General features: G+C 41.4%; 20 protein-coding genes and 1 riboswitch. Of the genes, 14 read left to right on the forward strand and 6 right to left on the reverse strand.

Annotated elements, in window-relative coordinates; all coding sequences use genetic code 11:
* Positions 1 to 18 precede the first annotated feature (18 nt).
* The 12 genes from guaA (at position 19) to DP73_RS14690 (ending at position 13,947) form a co-directional block, all read left to right on the forward strand.
* Positions 19 to 1,551 carry a glutamine-hydrolyzing GMP synthase gene (guaA, locus tag DP73_RS14635; RefSeq protein ID WP_034600467.1) on the forward strand — a complete coding sequence of 511 codons (1,533 nt, stop codon included), beginning with the start codon at positions 19 to 21 and terminating at the stop codon, positions 1,549 to 1,551.
* 523 nt (positions 1,552 to 2,074) lie between these two features.
* Positions 2,075 to 2,245, forward strand: coding sequence for an aspartyl-phosphate phosphatase Spo0E family protein (locus tag DP73_RS14640; RefSeq protein WP_034600468.1), 171 nt, complete (start codon positions 2,075 to 2,077; stop codon positions 2,243 to 2,245).
* A 278-nt stretch (positions 2,246 to 2,523) separates the two neighbouring features.
* Complete coding sequence (locus DP73_RS14645; RefSeq protein WP_034600469.1) at positions 2,524 to 3,360, forward strand: 3'-5' exonuclease; 837 nt, start codon at positions 2,524 to 2,526, stop codon at positions 3,358 to 3,360.
* Positions 3,361 to 3,626: 266 nt separating this feature from the next.
* Positions 3,627 to 3,728, forward strand: a riboswitch (purine riboswitch).
* 167 nt (positions 3,729 to 3,895) lie between these two features.
* The gene (gene purE, locus DP73_RS14650) at positions 3,896 to 4,411 is read left to right on the forward strand and encodes a 5-(carboxyamino)imidazole ribonucleotide mutase (RefSeq protein ID WP_034600470.1); all 516 of its coding nucleotides are present in this window, start codon (positions 3,896 to 3,898) and stop codon (positions 4,409 to 4,411) included.
* A complete protein-coding gene (gene purB, locus DP73_RS14655; RefSeq protein ID WP_034600471.1) occupies positions 4,408 to 5,703 on the forward strand; it encodes an adenylosuccinate lyase in 1,296 nt (431 codons plus the stop codon). The genes purE and purB overlap by 4 nt, the downstream gene beginning before the upstream one ends.
* Positions 5,704 to 5,802: 99 nt before the next feature.
* A complete protein-coding gene (gene purC / locus DP73_RS14660) occupies positions 5,803 to 6,516 on the forward strand; it encodes a phosphoribosylaminoimidazolesuccinocarboxamide synthase (RefSeq protein WP_034600472.1) in 714 nt (237 codons plus the stop codon).
* 151 nt (positions 6,517 to 6,667) lie between these two features.
* Positions 6,668 to 8,083: an amidophosphoribosyltransferase gene (purF, locus tag DP73_RS14665; RefSeq protein ID WP_034600473.1), complete on the forward strand. Its 1,416-nt coding sequence runs from the start codon at positions 6,668 to 6,670 to the stop codon at positions 8,081 to 8,083.
* A 135-nt stretch (positions 8,084 to 8,218) separates the two neighbouring features.
* Positions 8,219 to 9,265, forward strand: coding sequence for a phosphoribosylformylglycinamidine cyclo-ligase (gene purM / locus DP73_RS14670; RefSeq protein ID WP_034600474.1), 1,047 nt, complete (start codon positions 8,219 to 8,221; stop codon positions 9,263 to 9,265).
* On the forward strand, positions 9,228 to 9,845 hold the full coding sequence (gene purN, locus DP73_RS14675; protein ID WP_034600475.1) for a phosphoribosylglycinamide formyltransferase: 618 nt from the start codon (positions 9,228 to 9,230) through the stop codon (positions 9,843 to 9,845). Before purM ends, purN begins: the two co-directional genes overlap by 38 nt.
* A complete protein-coding gene (gene purH, locus DP73_RS14680; RefSeq protein ID WP_014901692.1) occupies positions 9,842 to 11,386 on the forward strand; it encodes a bifunctional phosphoribosylaminoimidazolecarboxamide formyltransferase/IMP cyclohydrolase in 1,545 nt (514 codons plus the stop codon). Before purN ends, purH begins: the two co-directional genes overlap by 4 nt.
* A 77-nt stretch (positions 11,387 to 11,463) precedes the next feature.
* Entirely contained in the window at positions 11,464 to 12,726 is a 1,263-nt protein-coding gene (purD, locus tag DP73_RS14685) for a phosphoribosylamine--glycine ligase (protein WP_034600476.1), read from the forward strand.
* A 666-nt stretch (positions 12,727 to 13,392) separates the two neighbouring features.
* On the forward strand, positions 13,393 to 13,947 hold the full coding sequence (locus DP73_RS14690; protein ID WP_034600477.1) for a manganese catalase family protein: 555 nt from the start codon (positions 13,393 to 13,395) through the stop codon (positions 13,945 to 13,947).
* A gap of 60 nt (positions 13,948 to 14,007) precedes the next feature.
* Here the strand turns inward: DP73_RS14690 and DP73_RS14695 are convergent, their stop codons facing one another.
* Together DP73_RS14695 and DP73_RS14700 are read right to left on the reverse strand one after the other, a co-directional pair.
* Positions 14,008 to 14,328 carry a CC/Se motif family (seleno)protein gene (locus DP73_RS14695; protein ID WP_034600478.1) on the reverse strand — a complete coding sequence of 107 codons (321 nt, stop codon included), beginning with the start codon at positions 14,326 to 14,328 and terminating at the stop codon, positions 14,008 to 14,010.
* A 166-nt stretch (positions 14,329 to 14,494) separates the two neighbouring features.
* On the reverse strand, positions 14,495 to 15,223 hold the full coding sequence (locus tag DP73_RS14700; RefSeq protein ID WP_034600479.1) for a DUF421 domain-containing protein: 729 nt from the start codon (positions 15,221 to 15,223) through the stop codon (positions 14,495 to 14,497).
* A 169-nt stretch (positions 15,224 to 15,392) separates the two neighbouring features.
* Between DP73_RS14700 and DP73_RS14705 the strand changes: the two genes are divergently transcribed.
* Complete coding sequence (locus DP73_RS14705; RefSeq protein WP_034600480.1) at positions 15,393 to 16,322, forward strand: HD domain-containing protein; 930 nt, start codon at positions 15,393 to 15,395, stop codon at positions 16,320 to 16,322.
* Positions 16,323 to 16,330: 8 nt separating this feature from the next.
* Here the strand turns inward: DP73_RS14705 and DP73_RS14710 are convergent, their stop codons facing one another.
* On the reverse strand, positions 16,331 to 17,023 hold the full coding sequence (locus DP73_RS14710) for a hypothetical protein (RefSeq protein WP_034600481.1): 693 nt from the start codon (positions 17,021 to 17,023) through the stop codon (positions 16,331 to 16,333).
* Positions 17,024 to 17,268: 245 nt separating this feature from the next.
* Here DP73_RS14710 and DP73_RS14715 point away from each other — a divergent pair, with 245 nt between their 5' ends.
* The gene (locus DP73_RS14715; protein WP_034600482.1) at positions 17,269 to 17,700 is read left to right on the forward strand and encodes an iron dependent repressor, metal binding and dimerization domain protein; all 432 of its coding nucleotides are present in this window, start codon (positions 17,269 to 17,271) and stop codon (positions 17,698 to 17,700) included.
* Between the two features lie 11 nt (positions 17,701 to 17,711).
* Here DP73_RS14715 and DP73_RS14720 read toward each other — a convergent pair whose 3' ends face one another.
* The 3 genes from DP73_RS14720 to DP73_RS14730 are packed head-to-tail and all read right to left on the reverse strand — an operon-like array spanning position 17,712 to position 20,148.
* Entirely contained in the window at positions 17,712 to 19,112 is a 1,401-nt protein-coding gene (locus tag DP73_RS14720) for a nucleoside recognition domain-containing protein (RefSeq protein WP_128751426.1), read from the reverse strand.
* Complete coding sequence (locus DP73_RS14725) at positions 19,100 to 19,885, reverse strand: FeoB small GTPase domain-containing protein (RefSeq protein WP_034600483.1); 786 nt, start codon at positions 19,883 to 19,885, stop codon at positions 19,100 to 19,102. The genes DP73_RS14720 and DP73_RS14725 overlap by 13 nt, the downstream gene beginning before the upstream one ends.
* Positions 19,882 to 20,148, reverse strand: coding sequence for a FeoA family protein (locus DP73_RS14730; protein ID WP_034600484.1), 267 nt, complete (start codon positions 20,146 to 20,148; stop codon positions 19,882 to 19,884). The genes DP73_RS14725 and DP73_RS14730 overlap by 4 nt, the downstream gene beginning before the upstream one ends.
* Positions 20,149 to 20,366: the final 218 nt, after the last annotated feature.

Raw genomic sequence — 20,366 nt, forward strand, 5'->3', positions numbered from 1 at the left:
GAATGGTGATGAATAATCGTGACAGAAGAAGTCATTTTGGTATTGGATTTTGGAGGTCAATATAATCAATTAATAGCTCGTCGAGTGCGAGAGGCACATGTATATTCTGAAATGATTTCATATAAAACCTCTATCGATGAAATAAAGGCCCGTCGGCCTAAGGGGATAATTTTTTCTGGCGGACCGGCAAGTGTCAATCAGCCGAATTCCCCTACAGTCGATTTAGAAATATATTCACTAGGGATTCCCATACTGGGGATTTGCTACGGAATGCAGTTGATGACCGTACAATTAGGGGGGAGTGTTGAACACCCCGAAGTAAAAGAATATGGGAAAACTATACTTACAGTCGATAAGGCAACCGACCTTTGGCAGGACTTAGGAGGGGAGCGTCCTTGTTGGATGAGCCACGGGGATTCTGTCCAGACCTTACCAGAGGGCTTTAGTGTTGCTGCTCATACTAGTCATACTCCCGTTGCAGCCATGATGAATGAACAGCGTCATTTCTATGGTGTTCAGTTTCATCCGGAAGTTAAGCATACCCCGGATGGACAAGCGATGTTGGAGAAGTTTCTCTTTGATATTTGTAAATGTACCGGAGACTGGACGATGGAATCTTTCATCGAGCTGCAGGTTGCCGAAATAAGAGCTAAGGTTGGAAAGGGAAGGGTTCTTTGTGCTTTGAGCGGTGGAGTAGATTCTTCCGTAGCTGCAGCCTTAGTACATCGTGCAGTTGGCGATCAGCTAACCTGTGTATTTGTTGATCATGGATTTATGCGTAAAAATGAAGCTGAACAGGTAAAAAAGATTTTTACAGAGCAGTTTAAGCTTAACTTAGTTTTTATAGATGTCCACGAGCGTTTCCTGAAAAAGCTTGAAGGGGTGTCTGACCCGGAAACTAAGCGTAAAGCTATTGGCAATGAGTTTATTCGTGTTTTTGAAGTAGAGGCAGCGAAATTGGGGCAAGTAGATTTCTTGGTTCAAGGTACGCTATATCCGGATATTGTAGAAAGTGGAACGGATACAGCTGAAACAATTAAGAGTCATCATAATGTTGGCGGCTTGCCGGAAGACATGAAATTTCAGCTTATTGAGCCATTACGTATGCTTTTTAAAGATGAAGTTCGTGAGTTGGGTATTGAATTAGGGATGAGTGAGGAGATTGTCTGGCGGCAACCATTCCCCGGGCCTGGCCTGGCAATTCGAATTCTTGGAGAAGTAACACGTGAAAAGTTAGATATTTTGCGTGAAGCAGATGCAGTCATCCTTGAAGAAATTCGCCGTTCGGGCATGTACCGTGATTTATGGCAAAGCTTCGCTGTACTCCCTTCCATCAAAAGTGTCGGTGTCATGGGAGACGGTCGAACTTATGAGTATCCTATCATTTTCCGAGCGGTTACCAGTGAGGATGCCATGACGGCAGATTGGGCCAGACTCCCTTATGAGCTTCTGCATAACATATCCTCAAGGATTGTCAACGAAGTAAAGGGTGTAAACCGTGTGGTTTATGATATCACCTCCAAGCCCCCTGGAACCATTGAGTGGGAGTAGGGTAGAGGTGGCATAAACACTAGATTTCCAAGGGTTTCAGGGGTGTATGAGTATTTGGCAAGTGGTTATGATTTCAGCCAGTTTTTTGGCGTCATCATAGCCACCTGTTTTGTTGTTACCAGCTTAGAAGACACTAGCAAAACCAATTGATTCCGAAATTCTACGCTATAGTTGTGAGATGGTCAAAAGGCAAAACGTGAGTATAACCATATGGTTACTAAGCACCCTGAGGGTGCTGTAAGTATTAAGCCGTGTCGAACATAACACTATTATCGACACGGAGGAACAATTAGCCCCGGAAACCGGGTCTGAGAGCACAGCATTCATCATTAAACTTCCCTTAAGCTGGGTTTCGACAGGCATAAAATATAGATTATAGCTTAGTATCTGATATTATGGAATTAATGTGGAAGGGATACCATATTACGACAAATGATTACCTATTAATGGATAATTTATTCTTGCTAATTCATCTTTAAAGCAATAAAATCTTCTTGAGAAGAGATTTTCAGGAGGAATCCGTGTGGAAAAGAAACTTTTGAAAAGAATTGAGGCATTACGTCAGAAACTCAATAAATACGAACTAACTCGTAACCTTGTTGATAGTGAAGTCGTTGAGGTTAGTCAACAATTAGACAAGCTGCTTAATCAATACCAAAGGGTTGTTTCTTATCAACAATTAAGCTTTTGGTAAACAAGAATATAGTTACAAAGGGATACCACAAGAGAATCCAATCTTGCAGGTGTCCTTTTTTTTGCTACCAATCAAAAGGTAGATCATATGTTCTTAAATCTAGTCTTTTACGTGGTTAATATACTATGTTTAGATAATCTAGGCCTGTTTATTTCCAATTCATAAGTATGGTAGCTATACTGTTATTGCAATAATACTGGATATATTATGGAAATAAGGACTAGTTAAGTGCTTTTATCTCTTAAAGGGATTATAATAGACTAGCAGAGGAGGGCAAAATGAACTATATTGTATTTGACCTTGAATTTAATATGTTTTTCAAGTTTAACGAAGGAGATTACGCAAATCCTTCTTTGAAAAGTGAAATTATCCAGATTGGAGCTGTAAAGCTAAACGAAAATCTGGAGACTATTGGGGAGTTCAATTCAATTATTCGACCTGTAGTTTATAAAAGAATTAATCCCTATGTTAAGAAAAAAACAAATATTAATTCACACATGGTTATTAAAGGGAAAGCATTTAATGAAGCAATAAAAAGCTTTAGTGATTGGGTTGATAAAGATCCGGTTTTATGTTCTTGGGGGCATGATGATATGCTGGGCTTAAGAGATAATTGCTTGTTTTTTGGCATAGATTCGCTGTCTTTTGATAAATACATAAATATCCAACAAATCTATATGAAGCATGAAGGTCTAACAATGCAACCGAGCTTGGAAAGTGCTGTTGAAAGCTTAAAGATTGAAAAAACATTCCCATTTCATGATGCTTTGAGTGATGCATTTTATACAGCAGAAATTTTCAAGGAAGTGTTTGATGATTCTAATTCAATAATTGATTGGGGAAAAGTACAAAAAGAAAATGAGGAAAAGATTCGAGAGCTCAAAGCCTTATTAGCAAAAGTGAGCATACATTGTCCTGAATGTGATAAGATCTTGCAGAAAACTAGAGAAATGACAAAAGCAAAGAAATACTTTGCTCATAGTTACTGTGATAATTGTAAGCTGCCGGTTCGGCATATTTCCAGGATCACTCAAAATGGTAATGGGGAGTATAGGATTACTTCGAAGGATTCGATCTATAAAACAGAAGAGTCTGCAGACTCACAAAATCCTTAGAAGAGAGTTGGTGAGACACTGATTTCGGACAACTTCCATTGCTTGAAATTGGTATTCGGAAATGTCTCGAAATGCCACAGCTTGTGATGATTTGAACATCATTACATAAAGCTGTGGCATTATGTGCTCGTAAACCAAGTTTATGGTCTAAATAAAGATGTTTGTTAATCTCATGTCCATTACCGTTGTCGAACGTTTTTTTAAAAATAATTAATAATGTTCGGAATTTCTATTGACCTATAGATAAGCTTCTTGTAAAATGAACTTAGAAAATTTCATATGGAGTTCATATATCCGCGGAGATATGGTCCGCAAGTTTCTACCAGGCCGCCGTAAATGACCTGACTATGAGCGAAAGTGTACCTAGGGCTATGATTTGCATTGTCCGAGTGGTACAGGTTTGATTGCGATCAAATTACACCGAAGGGATAAAAGCCCAGGCGGGTAGGTTTCACTCTGTTTAAAAGGGGGGATCTGCCTTAGGCCTGGGCTTTTTTACAATTTAGGAAAACATACTAGGAAAGAGGCGAAAGAAATGAGCCAAATTGGGGTTATTATGGGTAGTGATTCGGATTACAAAGTTATGGAAGATGCTTTAAAAGTTCTCCGTGAGTTTGAAGTTGATTTCGAAGTTAAGATTTCCTCTGCCCACAGGACATTGGAGAGAACCGTAGCCTGGGTAAAAGCTTTTGAAACTCAAGGTGGAAAAATAATTATCGCTGCAGCAGGATTAGCCGCCCATTTGCCTGGGGTTATTGCAGGAGCCACTACATTGCCTGTAATAGGTGTCCCACTAAGCAGCGGATCCCTGCAGGGTATTGATGCCCTTTACTCTATCGTTCAGATGCCCCCTGGGATTCCCGTTGCAACGGTTGGTATTGGTGCTGCCAAAAATGCTGCTTTGCTCGCTGTCCAGATTCTAGCCGCTCAGGATAAACCTCTTAATGACAAGGTAAAAAACTATCGAGCAAAAATGATGAAAGACATTGAGACCAAGGACGAAGCATTGCAGAAGATGGTAAGCGAAGGGATAAAGGGGACAGTAATATGATTGAACGCTATACTCTTCCGGAAATGGGAGGGATCTGGACAGATGAGCATCGCCTTGAATTGTGGCTGAAAATTGAAATTGCCGCTTGCGAAGGATGGGCTAAGTTAGGGAAGATTCCGAATGAGGCGGTTGAAATCATTCGAAAGAGGGCGGCATTCTCTTGGGAAAGGGTACAAGAGATCGAGGAGGTTACTCAGCACGATGTCTTGGCATTTTTGACCAATGTTGCAGAGCACGTGGGAGATGAAGCTAAACATATTCATCTTGGTCTAACCTCTTCGGATATCCTTGATACAGCACTCTCTCTACAATTAGTTGAAGCTTCCGAGATTTTACTGACAAAACTTGAAGGGCTGGAAGCGGTTCTGCGCCGTAGAGCCATTGAACATCGGGACACACTTATGATGGGCCGTACTCATGGAATTCATGCCGAACCCATCACTCTAGGGTTGAAATTTGCTTTGTGGTACGATGAAATCAGACGTCAGAAGGGGCGATTAGCCTTTGCCCGAGAGGAAATCAGAGTGGGTAAAATCTCCGGTGCAGTAGGGACATTCGCTAATGTTGATCCACAAGTAGAAGCCCATGTTTGTCAGGCACTTAACCTAAAGCCGGCCTTGATTTCGACACAAATCATCCAACGTGATCGACATGCCTTTTTTATGACAACCCTTGCTGGCATCGCAAGTACTCTAGATAAAATAGCAACTGAACTTCGTAATTTACAGAGAACGGATGTTCATGAGGTAGAGGAGGCCTTTGGAAAAGGACAGAAAGGCTCTTCTGCAATGCCGCATAAGAAAAACCCAATTACTCCTGAGCGTATTTGTGGCATGGCGAGAGTCATTCGTGCTAATGCTCAAGTTGCACTAGAAAATGTAGCCTTATGGCATGAACGAGATATTTCTCATTCCTCAGCGGAACGTATGATTTTACCAGACAGCACAATTGCCTTAGATTATATGCTTCATAAGATGACTCAGCTAATAGATCGACTGAATGTATTCCCAGAGCAAATGAAAGTCAATATTGATAAGGGCTGTGGACTGATTTTTTCCCAACGTGTTATGTTGGCCTTGGTTAGCAAAGGGGTTAGTCGCGAGGCTGCCTATGCTCTGGTACAAACCAATGCAATGGAAGCCTGGAATACTAAAGAGCAGTTTCAGAACTTAATCAGTAAAGACTCTAAGATACGGGAATATTTAGATGAAAAAGAAATTAGCGAACTCTTTGATTATGGGTATCATACCAAGCATGTAACCGATATTTTTCAGCGGCTAGAGCTTATTTAGACAACGGAGAAATAACGAAAATAGAGCTAAAGAGCGAGTAAACAACCATGAAGTAAGGTTAGAGTTTAAATGACTGCGATTAAGAGAGGGGTAACTAGTATGGAAAAGTTAGAATTGCGTTATGAAGGAAAAGCTAAGCGGGTTTATGATACCGATCAAAATGAGTATTTCTGGGTAGCCTATAAGGATGATGCTACTGCCTTCAACGGTGAAAAAAAGGGTCAAATCCTTGACAAGGGATTAGTTAACAACCAGCTGTCTGCCTTGTTTTTTGTTGAATTAGAAAAGGCAGGAATTCCAACCCATTTTGTTGATTTATTAAGTGATAGAGATATGCTTGTTTATCGTTTAGAAATGATTCCCCTAGAAGTTGTTGTTCGCAATATTGTTGCTGGAAGTTTGTCAAAGCGTTTAGGAGTAGAGGAAGGTTTCGTGCTTCCACATCCGGTAGTTGAGTTGTATTACAAAGATGATGCACTAGGGGATCCGTTGGTTAATGAATCCCATGTTGAGGCAATGGGCTGGGCAAGTAGGGAAGTTGCTACGGAAATTCAAGCATTAGGCTTAAAAGTAAACTCAATCCTACAGTCGATTTTAGTAAAAGCGGGCATTGAACTAATTGATTATAAGCTTGAATTTGGAATTCGTGATGGAAAAATATATCTGGGAGATGAAATCTCCCCGGATACCTGTCGGTATTGGGATATTGAAACCCGCGAAAAGTTGGATAAGGATCGCTTCCGTCGTGATTTAGGAAAGGTTGAAGAAGCGTATCAAGAAGTTTACCGCCGAGTAAAGGCTGTTCTTGCTTAGCCTAAAGGTCGGGATATAATAAAGAATTTATAGTTAAGTTGAATTAGGAAGTGGTTTCATCCCTAGGAATATTGCGGTGAAGTACTCGCTTAGGAAATGCTCTAAGGTACCTCGCCGCATGCTCGAACTAAGGAGGAGAGAGGGGCCGAAAATGTTCGAATTTGGAGAGGACAAACCGAAAGAGGAATGTGGAGTCTTTGGAATCTATGCTCCTGATCAGGAGGTTGCCCGTCTTACCTATTATGGGCTTTATGCTTTACAGCATCGCGGGCAGGAAAGCGCCGGAATCGCAGTTTCGAACGGACGGAGCATTAACGTCCATAAAGGAATGGGCCTGGTATCAGAAGTGTTTTCCGATAGAATAGTGGATGGTCTGAAGGGAAAAATGGCAATTGGACATGTACGCTATTCTACGACGGGATCTAGTTTGTTGGCTAATGCTCAACCTTTAGTGGTTCACTATCAAAAAGGGATGATGGCCTTAGCCCATAACGGGAATTTGACTAATGCCTCAGATTTAAGAGAAGAACTGGGTAAAAATGGTGCAGTCTTTCAAACAACTGTTGATAGTGAAGTGATTATTAATCTTATAACCCGCTACCGTCGGGATTCCTTAGAAGATGCCTTAGTTAAGACTATGATGGATCTACGCGGAGCCTATGCCTTGGTTATTTTAGCAGAGGATAAACTCTTTGGTATCCGTGATCCGCTGGGTGTTCGTCCTTTATGCATTGGAAGTTTAGGGGGGCGGTATTGCCTTGCTTCGGAAAGTTGTGCTCTGGATACCATAGGGGCAGAGTTTGTGAGAGATGTGGAACCCGGTGAAATTATAATAATCGATGAAGAAGGCTTGCACTCACGCCGAGGCCTAATGATAACTAAGCAGGCGTCCTGTGCCTTTGAATATATATATTTTGCTCGACCTGATAGTACCATGGATCAGTTGAATATTGCTGAAAGTCGGCGCCAGATGGGGATCGAACTGGCACGTGAATGTCCTATCGATGCAGATCTTGTAATTGCAGTTCCAGACTCTGGCACCGCTTCAGCTCTGGGATATGCCACAGCCCTGGGAATACCCTTTGGAGAGGGGCTTATTAAAAATCGTTATGTCGGCAGAACATTTATCCAGCCCACACAGGCCATGAGAGAAGTAGCAGTTCGTCTTAAGCTTAATGCCAATGCCAGCGTGCTTAAAGATAAACGAGTTGTAATGATCGATGATTCTATTGTCCGAGGAACCACTAGTTCTAAATTGGTTGAAATGGTTAAGAACGCAGGTGCTAAAGAGGTACACTTTTTAATCAGTTCTCCTCCGGTTGCTTACCCTTGCTTCTATGGTATTGACACCGCAGAACGGGAAAAGCTTATTGCCAACAAATTAGATGTCGAAGGTATTCGAAAGTATGTTGGAGCAGATTCATTGCACTATATTTCTGAGGAGGGCTTGCTTCGCGCTTTAGGGACAGAGTCTGTTTGTTTGGCATGTTTTAATGGATCCTATCCTATCCCCGTTTCCAACTTAAACAGAGGTAAAAAGAACTTTGAATCTCAGAACATATTCTGAAGGGAATGGCCAGTCTCGGGGATTAAGAGACTAACCCTAAGACTGAAAGTCATTTGGACTGATTTTTTAACTTACTATGGTAGAGTATAGGTAATGCTATAAGCTCTGACACATTAAGAGTAGGAGGAATTAATCTTGGGATATTCTTACCGAGATGCGGGTGTTGATATTGAAGCTGGGAATGAAGTAGTAGAACGTATAAAGCCAGCGGTTGCTCGGACTCTTCGGCCAGAGGTTCTCGGCGGATTAGGGGGTTTTGGCGGGCTTTTCAAACTGGATTTGGCTAAATACCCAAATCCAGTCCTCGTTTCAGGAACCGACGGAGTAGGTACGAAGCTGCGCCTAGCTTTTCAAATGAATCGACATGATACCATTGGGCAAGATGCAGTCGCTATGTGCGTCAATGATATCTTAGTACAAGGGGCGGAGCCTTTATACTTTCTTGATTATCTAGCCGTAGGTAAAGTCGAGCCACAAAGGCTGTCCCAGGTTGTTGAGGGAATTGCCAGAGGGTGTGAAATGGCTGGTTGTGCCTTAATTGGAGGAGAAACTGCGGAAATGCCTGGTTTCTATGCAGAAGATGAATATGACATAGCAGGATTTTCGGTGGGCGTGGTGAATGAAGATAAGTTAATAGACGGCTCAAAAATTCGTGTAGGAGATATCCTTATCGGTTTGCCTTCATCCGGTCTACATAGCAATGGTTACTCTCTAGCCCGAAAAGTCTTTGCTCCCTATTCCTTGGATGAAAAATTCCCTGAGTTAGGGGAATCTCTTGGAGATGCCTTACTGCGGCCAACCCGTATTTATGTTAAATCTATTTTATCCCTTCTTTCTGGAGTAGAGATACTTGGAATGGCTCATATTACTGGTGGTGGGTTAACAGATAACGTTCCACGGGTTTTGCCGGCAGGTCTGGGGGCTAAAATTGATATTACAAAATGGGAGCGTCCTTCAATCTTTTCGCTGATTCAACGTTTAGGAGATGTTGCCTGGACAGAAATGTATCGGACATTCAATATGGGAGTTGGTTTTGTCCTTGTGGTACGTGCGGAAGATGAGAGTCTGGTGCGACAGAAACTCGATGAATTAGGTGAAAACAACTTTGTTTTAGGGAGTGTCATAATGGGGGAAGGTGTGGCTTATGAGGACGGCAATACTGGCATCGGGCCGAGGGAGTAATCTCCAAGCACTGATCAAAGCCTATCAAAGTGGCAGTCTGCCTATCCGGATTGTGGCAGTTGGATCGGATTCTCCAGGAGCCGGCGCACTTATGCACGCTGAAGAGGCGGGAATCCCAAGTCGTGTTTTTCCCATTAATCAGTACCTCCATCGTCAAGCCCAAGAGGCAGATATCTTAAATTGGATAAGAGAAAATGAGGTAGAACTTTTACTTCTGGCTGGGTATATGAGGGTTTTGAGTCCCTCGTTTATGAGGGAAGTGCCTTTTCCCATTCTTAATATCCATCCTTCCTTATTGCCTGCTTTTCCTGGTCTGCATGCTCAACGCCAGGCGCTTGAATATGGGGTTAAAGTAAGTGGTTGTACTGTACACTTTGTAGATGAAGGCTTGGATAGTGGTCCGATTATTTTACAAGAAGCCGTACCTGTGCTCCAAGAGGATACGGAAGAGAGCTTGTCTCAGAGAATTTTAGCGGTGGAACACCGTCTCTATCCGGAAGCCGTTCGCTTGCTAGCCTTAGGGCAAGTAAAACGGTCTGGACGAAGAGTACAGATTTTGCAACAGGAGGAATTGAGATGAAGCGAAGAGCAATCATAAGTGTTTCAGACAAAACGGGTATTGTTTCCTTTGCCCGTGAACTTGTAGATATCGGCTTTGAGTTAATATCTACCGGAGGAACTTATAAAGCATTAGATGAGGCTAATATTCCGGTCAAATATGTGAGTGAGGTCACTGGATTTCCTGAAGTTCTAGATGGCAGAGTTAAGACCCTCCACCCGTTAATTCATGGGGGAATTTTAGCTCGCGATAGTGTCAAACACATGGAGCAAATGGAAAAAAACGGAATTAAATATATTGATTTAGTAGTTGTTAATCTTTATCCATTTCGGGAGACTATAGCTAAGCCTGGAGTTAGCTTTGAAGAAGCTATAGAAAACATTGATGTTGGTGGGCCAACGATGGTGCGCGCAGCAGCTAAGAATCACGGACGGGTTACCGTGATTGTCAATCCAGAATCTTACGAAGAAGTATTAAGTGTGCTTCGAGAAGCTGGAACAGTTCCCGCCGGTATGAGGAAGAGACTGGCTGCTGAAGCCTTTTCCCATACTGCTGAATATGATCGTCTAATTGCCGGGTACTTAGAGCGGCAACTTGAACCACCGGATACATTTCCGGAGACACTGCGTATAACTGCCCAAAAAGTTCAAGAACTTCGTTACGGCGAAAATCCACAGCAAAAGGCTGCCTTCTATATCAATGCTGAGGCTGGGGTAGGGACACTTGCCAACGGAAAACAACTTCAAGGGAAAGAACTTTCCTATAATAATTGGATCGATATGAACGCTGCTTGGAAGCTCGTGCGGGAATTTGAAACTTGTGCAGCTGCAATCATTAAACATACCAACCCTTGTGGAGTGGCAATGGGCAAGACGCCTCTTGAGGCTTATGAAAGTGCGTTTGCCGCAGACCCAATCTCTGCTTTTGGTGGGATTATCGCTTTTAATCGTGTAGTAGATACAGCGTGTGCCGAGGCGCTTAAAGAGCGATTCTATGAGGTTATAATCGCGCCTGACTTTAGTCCGGAAGCACGAGAGATTCTTAGCTCTAAAACAAATCTGCGACTCTTTGTGGTAGGAAGAGGAGAATTGGGCAAAGTCATGTCCGGTTGGGTTTATAGAAGTGTTGAAGGCGGTTACCTTGTGCAAGAGATTGATCGAGGGACTACTCCGGTATCTGAATGGGAGTTTGTGACAGAGCAAAAGCCTACGGAAGAAGATTTGGTCGCTCTTGATTTTGCCTGGCGCATTGTCAAGCATGTCAAGTCAAATGCTATCGTTGTAGCTGATCACAAGCGCACTCTGGGAGTTGGAGCCGGGCAGATGAATCGGGTGGGCTCCGTTAAGATTGCACTTGATCAAGCCGGAGATGCCGCTAACGGAGCTTATTTAGCTTCGGATGCATTCTTTCCATTCCCGGATTCTATTGAAGAGGCTGCCCGTGCCGGAATCCGCGCAATTGTTCAGCCTGGAGGATCTGTTAGGGATGAGGCTGTAATTGAAGCAGCGAATCGTTTAAATATGATCATGGTCTTTACCCATCGCAGACATTTTCAGCATTAGTTAACATTTTTAACTGATTTAGTTCAGTCTTATTTTGGGAACGGTAGTTTCTGCTAAATGACAAGTGGGGTGAAAAGGTGAAGAAGCATCGGGTTTTAATTATCGGCAGCGGTGGTCGTGAACATGCACTGGCTTGGAAGTTGGCCCAAAGCCCTGAACTTGAACGTTTATATGTGGCGCCGGGAAATGCCGGCACTGAGTACTGGAATGTTCCAATTTCCGCACAAGACATTGGGGCACTGGTGGAATTTGCAGTTAATGAAAAAATTGATCTAACGGTTGTTGGTCCGGAGGATCCTTTGAGTATAGGCGTCGTAGATGCTTTTCAGGAGGCAGGTTTGCGAATTTTTGGCCCCTCAAAGGCTGCAGCCCAGTTGGAAGGCAGTAAATCCTATGCCAAGATGATTATGCAAAGTGCTAATATCCCAACAGCACAGTGTCAAGTTTTTGAAGATCCAATCCAGGCCAAAAAGTATATCGAAACCATTGGGGCCCCTTGTGTCTTAAAAGCGGATGGATTAGCCGCCGGCAAGGGAGTTATAGTGGCAATGGATTTGATAACTGCTCTTCAAGCAGTGGATGAAATAATGGATGGCAGTTTTGGTTCTGCCGGCAAAAAACTGCTGGTTGAAGAGTTTCTAGAAGGGCAAGAAGTAAGTTTGCTATGTTTTTCAGATGGAGTTACAGCTTTGCCGATGGTTCCTGTTCAAGATCACAAACGGGCCTTGGATAATGACCTGGGACTGAACACAGGAGGTATGGGGACTTACAGCCCACCACCAATCTGGACGTCTGTACTTGAAGAAACAGTTATGCACGATCTTGTTTTACCAACCCTTAAGATTATGCAAGAGCAAGGAACTCCTTTTGTAGGTGTATTGTTTCTAGGGCTTATGTTAACGAAGCAGGGGCCTAAACTTCTGGAATACAACGTTCGTTTTGGGGATCCGGAAACTCAAGTTGTAATGAAACGACTTAAATCAGATCTTCTGCCTATTCTTTGGTCATGTACAGAAACAAATCTCTCTAAGGTTCAATTAGATTGGAAAGAAGAGGTTGCAGTTTGCGTTGTAATGGCTGCGGAGGGTTATCCAATAACTTACACAAAAGGAATACCGATCAGATTACCCGAAGAGAGTGATCCGGATGTAGTAGTCTTTCATGCCGGAACCGGAATTATTGAAGGCCAGCTTGTAAGTAATGGAGGCCGGGTTTTAGGCATAACATCGGAGGGTAACACCTTGCAAGAGGCGCGTGAAAAAGCTTATTCTCTGATTAACGAAATCGATTTTCCCAAAGCTCATTTTCGCCGAGATATTGGAGTTAAAGGGTTAAACTAAAATTTCCATTTTTATGTTTAACATATTCTTCACACAAAGTTCATGGTAATGTAACAGTGATCATCTATACTAAACTCAGTAGACAATGATTATCCGTTTTTTAGCGGTTAATATAAATTCTTTCTCATTTTTCTCCCCTTCTTTCTTTTCCCCTCTATGAAATGGAGGGGATTTTTTATTATTCAGATGTATGACCTTTCGTTACTTGATTTCCGAAGATCTTTTCTGTTTACTGCCTATATGGAAAAAATACAGAGAACAAGGACCTTGCCTGTTAACGAAGGTAAGATCCTTGTTCTCTGCCCAAATTTGAACTGTCTTGGGGGTAAGTCATAGCTGCCGGGATGCTTTAGATATGTTGTGATGGATTTAACTGCTGCCTAATGGTTGATCCGGGGTAAGATTCTACTCGGTGAGGTATTAAAACATTTTGGACATACATAAATTGGACTTTTTGCTGCCGGGATTATGTTGATATTTAGAGTTTGAGCCGTATACTGAATCCATTTACTTAAGTGATCCAGGCTCTGACAATTAGGACAACTTAACAACACTCGTCTTCACTTCCTCGAGATTAGTGTATGAACACCATAAGGAAAGTGTGACCTCGCCAAGTCTATCTCCATATAATAAAGGCAGGACTCTTAATAAGAAGGTGAGAAGGGAATGTTTAATTATAGTAAGCGTTTGTTTTATCCGATTCATGTTGAACGAGAAGATCCGGCATTTGCTAAATTGCTCATAGAACATTATTCTGGGATAGATGGTGAATTATCTTCTGCCCTACAATACTTTCACCAAAGATATTTTATATCTAACCGGCATATCCGCGAGTTGTTAGGCATTATCACTGCGGAAGAATTTGGGCATATGGAGTTAATTTCGGTAGCCGTAAGTAAATTAGGAGGACCACCATTAACCTTGCTGAATGCTCAAGATGCTCTAAGGGAAATTAAGCACAATGATCAGAGTTTTGATCTCAATAAACTTTTGCAAATGGATATACAGTCAGAAACAAGAGCGATTCGCTTATATAAGCAACTTCTGGAATTGACTAATGATGTAAATATGAAGAAAATGATTAAGTTTCTGATTGGCAGAGAAGATGTACATAAATACTTATTGAAAAAGGCCCAAAGGTTAGTTCGGGAAAACGGAACTCCAGAGGAGTTTAATGAGCTTATCTACGACTATAAAATGAGTTTGCAAGTTCTGAAATGAAACATTAAAGTTAGATAGATTGAGTAATAGGATGAAAAAAGTCGGCTGATAAAGCCGACTTTAGTATTTAATAATCCAATCAGAAATCATTAATCGTTCGGAAAAACCAAATCCTTCAGTATCGATAGTAAGTTGAGATTTGTGAATTAGGTCACGATCATAGAAAACAGTAATCCCATCTGTATTAAACTGGTAGTAGTTTTCAGGCTTTCTGGGACTTCCTTTACGTACAGTAGGGGGAGTGGAAAGAGGGATACAGCATTGTGTGACAACCAGACGTTTTATGTAAAGCTTATTTTTTTTGGCCTTCTGGAGGAATTTTAAGGCGTTTTGTGTAATGTTAATAATCATATTCTTACTTGTTATAAGGTTAGGATCCAACGTAGATTCACCTCCTTGATGTTGCCATACCTTATTCTATCATTTTTGTCTTTGCTTGCAAGAGATTGAGGGTCAAGTTTAGATAAGATCCCACACCGACGTGAAATTTGTAAAAAGTGTTTTGAAAAGAATAACGAAACTCTGGGTAATTATGCTTAAGGGCTAGTTAGTTTGTGATGGGAACAATATTTTGTTTGTCTTCCATAAAGCTTTTTAAAGAAACGTGAAGTTCGTTATCATTATTTACAGATGCAAAGAAAATATCTGCGGGAGTTTTAATATTTAGCGTGGCTAATTGCTGCTCTAGCCAGTCTTCGGAAAGACCAAGCTTCTTTAAGACATTTCCATAGATTTCACCGTCGATAATGATAGGGTAGGAAAGAGAAGAGCCTACTTTTGTTAGATTCATATCTTCAAGGGTAACTAAATCTTTATTTGCATGTTTTAAAACAGATAAATTACCGTTTGCCTCTATAATGCCTATCTGTACATCACTTATATTAAAGACATCTTTCTCACGAAGCATCTGCAGAATATTGTCGATGGAAAAGCGAATTTTTTTAAGGTTGTTCATAATCAATTGTCCGTCTTGAATTACAATTGTAGGCTCAAAGGTAATTAAGTGTCCAAATTTTCGATGCTTAATTACTGAGTTGGTTATAACCTTTTGAAAAAGACCGATTAAAATAATTGCTACTGCAGTATGTATGTGAGAAATGCTGGGGTCAGCTAGGTCAGCGCCTGTTATTGCTCCCAAAGTAATAATAACCAGAAAGTCGAAAACTGGAAGTTCCCCTATAGCACGCTTTCCCATATATAGAGTAACAATCAAAAGCAAAGGTATTATTGTAAAGATCCGTCCCACCACAAAGAGAAGCTCTTTTGTTAATTCCATTAATTCACTTCCTTCCACAACTTAAGTGCCTGTCTTATATTTTCAAGATCGACTAAAAATATGGAACGATAAAAGGACTAATTTGCTAACATAAAGACATAATCATTTAATTGTCTCTCTAGTTTGTTAAATTGTAATAAATGCTTGGTGAAGGGAAAGATTTTAAATTATGCTGAAAGACTGTAAGGCTGGGGAACGATTTGAAGGAGTATTGCTGATTAATGAGTGGAAAGAGGTTCCATTTCGGCAAAAACCGGGGGCATATCTCTCCTTGACATGCCAAGATAGCTCAGGGCAGATGCAAGGGAAAATGTGGAATTATGATCCCAAAGTTCTCCTGCTGCTAAAAGATCAGGATATAGTTCGGATTAAAGGGGTTGCTTCTGAGTACCGTGGTACTCTGGATCTAACGATTGAAACAATAACACTATTAGCTGAAGAGGACATCGACTTATCAGAACTTTTGCCAAGCTCCCCGGTTGCAGCTTCGGAGTTAGAGAACCGCTTAAGGGTTCTGATAGAAAACACTAGCCAAAGGGAACTTAGGGCTTTGCTGGAACAGTTTTTTGGACATCCGGAATGGGGGGGCGCGTTTAGAAAAGCACCTGCTGCCATGAAGGTCCATCAAGCATACTTGCGTGGTCTTTGGGAACACAGTGTTAGAGTCGCTGAGCTTGTTGAAGAAATTGTCAAGTATTACCCCAAAATGAATCGAGATTTAGCTGTAACAGGTGCCCTATTACATGACTTGGGGAAAATTGCTGAGTACAATTATGACCGGGGAATTAAATTTACAACAGAAGGAAGGCTACTGGGGCACATTATCTTAGGAATTGAGCTTCTGACTGAGGAGATTACCAAGATTTCTGACTTCCCTCGGGAATTGAGGTCTAAGTTGTTGCATATCATTACAAGTCATCATGGTAAATATGAATGGCAATCGCCAAAACGTCCGAAATTGATGGAAGCCTTAGTAATTCACTATGCTGATGCCATGGATGCTGAGCTTTATCAGTTTGAACAAGCAAAAGAAAACTATCCCGAGGATGAATGGTCTCCATATATCCCTAGTATGGAGCGGTACATTTATTTAAAATAAGATAGTACTCAGGCTTTAGCCAGCTTTTTCAATTTGGTATCCCAAAAGCGATTTGCTATAAGGCGAACACAAAAGGGATGGTTACCCCAGGTGTTGAGGTTATCCAGTGAAAGCATAAGTGCATAAGCTTGACGACAGATAGATAGTATAGGGTAATTCTTAGCAATATGTGCTAAAACAGAAAGGATAGCTTCACAGCGTTCAGAGTAAAACAGATTTTGTATGTAACGGCGGCTGTGAGGAGCAAGGCGAAAACGAGTTAAATCTGTGGAAAGAGGCTTAATTTCGCTTTCGGAAAACGATACCACATTAAATTCCGGTAGATCAGCTAGAATATCTGCTGATTTCAAGAATTGCCCAAGGTGTTCTTGGACTTCAAGAATTGGAAAAGAGATACAGCCCGGAGTAGTAGCTAAAATTCGGATGCGCAAAAGATTTGATTGAATCATTTTTTCGTTAGCAATGAGATTTTGATTTTTTTGGGTCATGTGCAGAATGAGGGCGGCAAGAACCTCATTCCCTTCGAAGGCTTGTTGTTCCCAAGCAGGTAAGAGACAGAGGATATCTTCCTTAAGAGGGGGGGTAATCTGATCAAAAAGTTCAGATTGAATAATTGTATTTAAAGATTCTTCAGTGGGGTTTGTGAGTAAAATTCGCCGAAATCCAGGGTGAACCAAGGTCTTATTATCTGAGTTATTCATCGAAGGTGCCTCCTCCGTAGATTATTATCTAATTAGTTTTGTCTTTTAGTGTATGTTTTTTATAGGGTTCTATCCAAGGAATTTAACTTGTCCTAATTAGATGCGGAAGAGTCAGATAATAATGATGAAAGAATCCGAAATTTTGTTTTAGTTGGTGCTGTCTGGCTATGGGATTGTAGGATGGAAAGTTCCGCGCTGATCTTGCATAAGTATAATAATAAACATACTGTTGAAAAGGAGCAAAGATGGGAACTCTTACCCCTAGCTTAGAAGACTATCTTGAAGAAATTTATCGTTTCTCTCTTTCCACCGATACAGTTCGAGTAACTGATCTTAGTATCAAACTAGGGGTTTCTTTGCCGTCTGTAACCAAAGCTTTACGTAAATTAAAAAGCGGTCAGTATATTTACTATCAACGCTACGGAGAAATAAATCTATCCGAAAAAGGGAAAAAGCTCGGCGACTTTTTAGTTAAGCGTAACCAGTTATTACAGGAATTTCTGGTACTTATTAAGACCGATTGTGATATTGCTGCTGAGGCTGAGGCCATGGAACATTATCTCTCAGAAGCAACTATTCGGTCTATTCAATCTATTGTCACCTTTCTAAACGAAAATCCTAAATGGTATAAGGTTTTACTGGAACACATCACGTCTTCCAGTAAAACCAAGGAATAAGTCATTATTTTTTAGGCTAAACCAAGCATACGAACCACTTGAGTCAGAATAAAACAAGCAGAAAATCCGATGAGTGTTGGAATTAGAAATGATAGAAAGGTCCATTTTTTACTGCCGGTTTCCTTGTAGGTTGTGAGGAGAGTAGTAGCACAAGGCCAATGCAATAGGGAAAACAACATGACGTTAACTGCTGTAAGCCAGGTCCAGCCGTTACTAACCAAAACGTTCCTAAGCTCCTCTAAGCTTGCAAAATCCTGTAAAGAGCCGGTGGAAAGATAGCTCATGATGAGAATCGGCATAACAATCTCATTTGCAGGCAAGCCAAGGATAAAGGCCATTAGGATGAATCCATCTAAGCCAATAAGTTTTCCTAAGGGGTTTAGGGTATGAGCCACAGTAGAGAGGATACTCAGTTCTCCAATATATATATTTGCCAGAATCCAAATTACGGCGCCTGCGGGGGCTGCTATGATGATTGCACGTCTTAGGACAAATAATGTGCGGTCAATCACTGAGCGATAGATCACTGCTCCTATCTTAGGACGACGGTATGAGGGTAATTCCAAGACAAGAGAAGAAGGTTCACCTTTTAATATTGTTATTGATAGTAACCATGAGACAGTTAATGTAACAGCTATACCCAGTAATATCATTCCCGAAATCACCAAGGCATTGATTATTCCTGAATAGGATGCAATTGCTCCACCTATAAAAATTGAAGTGATGGCAATCAATGTCGGAAATCTACCATTGCAGGGAACAAAATTATTGGTTAGAATTGCGATTAGCCGCTCACGAGGAGAGTCTATTATTCTGCATGAAGTGACTCCAGCCGCATTGCATCCGAATCCCATGCACATGGTCAGACTCTGTTTGCCACAGGCTTTAGCTTTTTTGAAAATATGATCCAAGTTGAAAGCTATGCGCGGAAGATAACCGGAATCTTCTAATAAGGTAAATAACGGAAAGAAGATGGCCATAGGAGGCAGCATAACTGAAACAACCCAGGCTAAAGTACGGTAAACTCCTAGAACAAGAACTCCATGAACCCAATCTGGGGCACCTAACCACTGAAACCCAAGAGTTAGTTGATCCTGAAAGGCAAAGAGCACGCTGGCAAGGAGCCCTGAGGGTATATTCGCACCTTCTATAGTTATCCAAAAGACACCTACCAATAGTAGGATCATGAGGGGATATCCGAACCACTTGGAAGTAACCAGATTATCGATGATTTGATCGAAGCCAATTCGGTGGCGCCCTTTGCTTGAAAGAACATGCTTTGTAATTTGCTCTGCATTTCCATAAATATCGGCCACAATCTGATCGCTAAAGGAATTTCGATAGGCTTTGCGAACATATTCAGCTTGACCATAAGCCTCACTAAGATTTCTAGAAGAACTCATTGCGCACATTTGGATTCCTCCCAATCCTGGAATGAAACTTGATCAATATCCAGAAAATTACTTAAGCTTTCCAGGAAGCTCTGATCTCCGTCTAAAAGCCTTAAGGCAATCCAACGCGGTGACAAGCTATTATTTGTAATGTTTTCTACTAACGGCAGCAACTCTTTTAGAGCGCTTTCTACATCTGAGGAATATTTTATCTGTCGAGGAGTCGGCTGTAGTAATCCGGTAGCAACTTGTAATATCTTCTCCCGGAGTTCTTCAAGTCCTTTTCCTTGCCGAGCAGCGGTTGCAACGACAGGCACCCCCAATTCACGTTCTAACGAGGGAACATCAATGACTAAATTTTTCTTTTTAGCCTCATCCATTAGATTCAGACACACAATAACATTAGGTGTTATCTCAAAAACTTGAAGAGCCAAATTTAGATTTCTTTCTAGAGAAGTGGCATCCAAGACTACTACTGTAACATCAGGGTTGGCAAAGCATAGGAAATCTCGGGCAATCTGTTCCTCAACTGTATGAGCTAATAGAGAATAAGTACCAGGCAAGTCGACGATTAAAAAGGGTTTTTTTTGATATTGGTAACTACCATGAGCATTATTCACTGTTTTTCCTGGCCAATTACCGGTATGTTGGTGGAGCCCAGTTAAGGCGTTGAAAATTGTGCTTTTTCCTACGTTTGGGTTACCGGCTAGGGCAATGCTCAATTGATCGTTTCTAATTGTAACTCCAAAATAATTTTGCCATAATAGGCTCTTTTTTTCTGCAGACAGAATCATACACATTCCTCTCCGTTCGATAATTTTCTTACCAAAATTTGAGAAGCGTCTTCACTTCGCAGTGCAATAAGTGTCCCCCTTACCAGATAAGCTGTTGGATCTCCTGATGGCCCCCTGCGTATACTGCGGATCAAGGTTCCAGGGACAATTCCTAAATCAAGTATACGGCGTCGTAAAAGTCCGCTTAACTCTAAGGAAACTATTTGACAGGCCGAACCTAGAGATAAATCTGATAATGAATTGATTCGTTCTGCATTTTTCACACCAATGTACCCCCTTTTTCTAATCTGGCTAATCTTCTTTCGCAGTTAGAGGTTAGCCGCGGCTAACTTTCAGTTAAAAGTTCATTTTGAATAGATTATGTTAAGAGGTCTCTTTTGTTCCCCCGAAAGCTTATACTAATTTGATCAAGGAGTTTGATCAAGGAGCTATTGCACGTTTACAAACGTAAGGGCAATGGCTCCTTGATTTTAAGTCGTTG

It is taken from the genome of Desulfosporosinus sp. HMP52 (assembly GCF_000765145.1).
GTDB lineage: Bacteria > Bacillota > Desulfitobacteriia > Desulfitobacteriales > Desulfitobacteriaceae > Desulfosporosinus.

What these genes read in the sequence shown, in the direction of transcription:
- purE (WP_034600470.1), top strand. Translation starts at nt 3,896, where the DNA reads ATGAGCCAAATTGGGGTTATTATGGGTAGTGATTCGGATTACAAAGTT.
- DP73_RS14705 (WP_034600480.1), top strand. Translation starts at nt 15,393, where the DNA reads ATGCTGAAAGACTGTAAGGCTGGGGAACGATTTGAAGGAGTATTGCTG.
- purH (WP_014901692.1), top strand. Translation starts at nt 9,842, where the DNA reads ATGAAGCGAAGAGCAATCATAAGTGTTTCAGACAAAACGGGTATTGTT.
- DP73_RS14715 (WP_034600482.1), top strand. Translation starts at nt 17,269, where the DNA reads ATGGGAACTCTTACCCCTAGCTTAGAAGACTATCTTGAAGAAATTTAT.
- purC (WP_034600472.1), top strand. Translation starts at nt 5,803, where the DNA reads ATGGAAAAGTTAGAATTGCGTTATGAAGGAAAAGCTAAGCGGGTTTAT.
- DP73_RS14725 (WP_034600483.1), bottom strand. Translation starts at nt 19,885, where the DNA reads ATGATTCTGTCTGCAGAAAAAAAGAGCCTATTATGGCAAAATTATTTT.
- DP73_RS14690 (WP_034600477.1), top strand. Translation starts at nt 13,393, where the DNA reads ATGTTTAATTATAGTAAGCGTTTGTTTTATCCGATTCATGTTGAACGA.
- purN (WP_034600475.1), top strand. Translation starts at nt 9,228, where the DNA reads ATGAGGACGGCAATACTGGCATCGGGCCGAGGGAGTAATCTCCAAGCA.
- purB (WP_034600471.1), top strand. Translation starts at nt 4,408, where the DNA reads ATGATTGAACGCTATACTCTTCCGGAAATGGGAGGGATCTGGACAGAT.
- DP73_RS14700 (WP_034600479.1), bottom strand. Translation starts at nt 15,223, where the DNA reads ATGGAATTAACAAAAGAGCTTCTCTTTGTGGTGGGACGGATCTTTACA.
- DP73_RS14710 (WP_034600481.1), bottom strand. Translation starts at nt 17,023, where the DNA reads ATGAATAACTCAGATAATAAGACCTTGGTTCACCCTGGATTTCGGCGA.
- purF (WP_034600473.1), top strand. Translation starts at nt 6,668, where the DNA reads ATGTTCGAATTTGGAGAGGACAAACCGAAAGAGGAATGTGGAGTCTTT.
- DP73_RS14645 (WP_034600469.1), top strand. Translation starts at nt 2,524, where the DNA reads ATGAACTATATTGTATTTGACCTTGAATTTAATATGTTTTTCAAGTTT.
- DP73_RS14720 (WP_128751426.1), bottom strand. Translation starts at nt 19,112, where the DNA reads ATGTGCGCAATGAGTTCTTCTAGAAATCTTAGTGAGGCTTATGGTCAA.